At 63.0% G+C, this 809-nt stretch carries 1 protein-coding gene; it reads right to left on the reverse strand.

Annotation, left to right across the window (positions count from 1 at the left end):
- Positions 1 to 809: transketolase C-terminal domain-containing protein (locus Absy_RS11430; RefSeq protein ID WP_048854893.1), on the reverse strand; the 809-nt coding region annotated here is incomplete at both ends.

Here is an 809-nt window from a genome sequence, read left to right on the forward strand (position 1 = left end):
GCGGAGAGCCCTGCCTCGTCATACTGCGCATCCTGCGTGTTGTGGTCGATAAAGCGGTCAGGCAGGGTCATGGGGCGGAAGCGGACCTGATCAAGCAGGCCGGTGCGGGCCAGATGATGGCAGACCAGCGAGCCAAACCCGCCTTCGGACCCTTCCTCAATGGTAATCAGCACCGCGTGGTTGCGGGCCAGATTTTCCACCAGCGCCGTATCAAACGGTTTGGCAAAGCGGGCATCCGCCACGGTCGGTGGCAGACCCTGAGCCGCCAGCATGTCTGCTGCCTGCAGGCAGGCCCCAAGCCTTGGCCCGAGCGAGAGAATGGCAATGCCCCCCGTCTGGGCACCAGACTGGCGGCCCATCTCGCGGATAATCCGGCCCTTGCCAATTTCCAGCACCTGACCTTCGGCAGGCAGGTCCAGACCCAGACCATTGCCGCGCGGGTAACGCAGGGCAATCGGACCGTCATCAAACTCGGCGGCGGTGGCTGTCATATGCAGCAGTTCCAGCTCGTCCGATGGGGCCATGATGGTCATGCCCGGCAGGCAGCCCAGATACGCAATGTCAAAAGACCCGGCATGGGTCGCCCCGTCCGCACCAACCAGACCCGCACGGTCAATGGCAAAGCGGACCGGCAGGTTCTGCAACACCACGTCGTGCATGACCTGGTCATACGCACGCTGGAGGAAGGTGGAGTAAATGGCGCAGAACGGCCGCAGCCCTTCGGTGGCCATACCTGCGGCAAAGGTGACCGCGTGCTGCTCGGCAATACCCACGTCAAAAAAGCGGTCGGGATAGTTCTTGGCAAAGGC

It is taken from the genome of Acetobacter syzygii (assembly GCF_000964225.1).
In the GTDB taxonomy this organism is placed as follows: domain Bacteria; phylum Pseudomonadota; class Alphaproteobacteria; order Acetobacterales; family Acetobacteraceae; genus Acetobacter; species Acetobacter syzygii.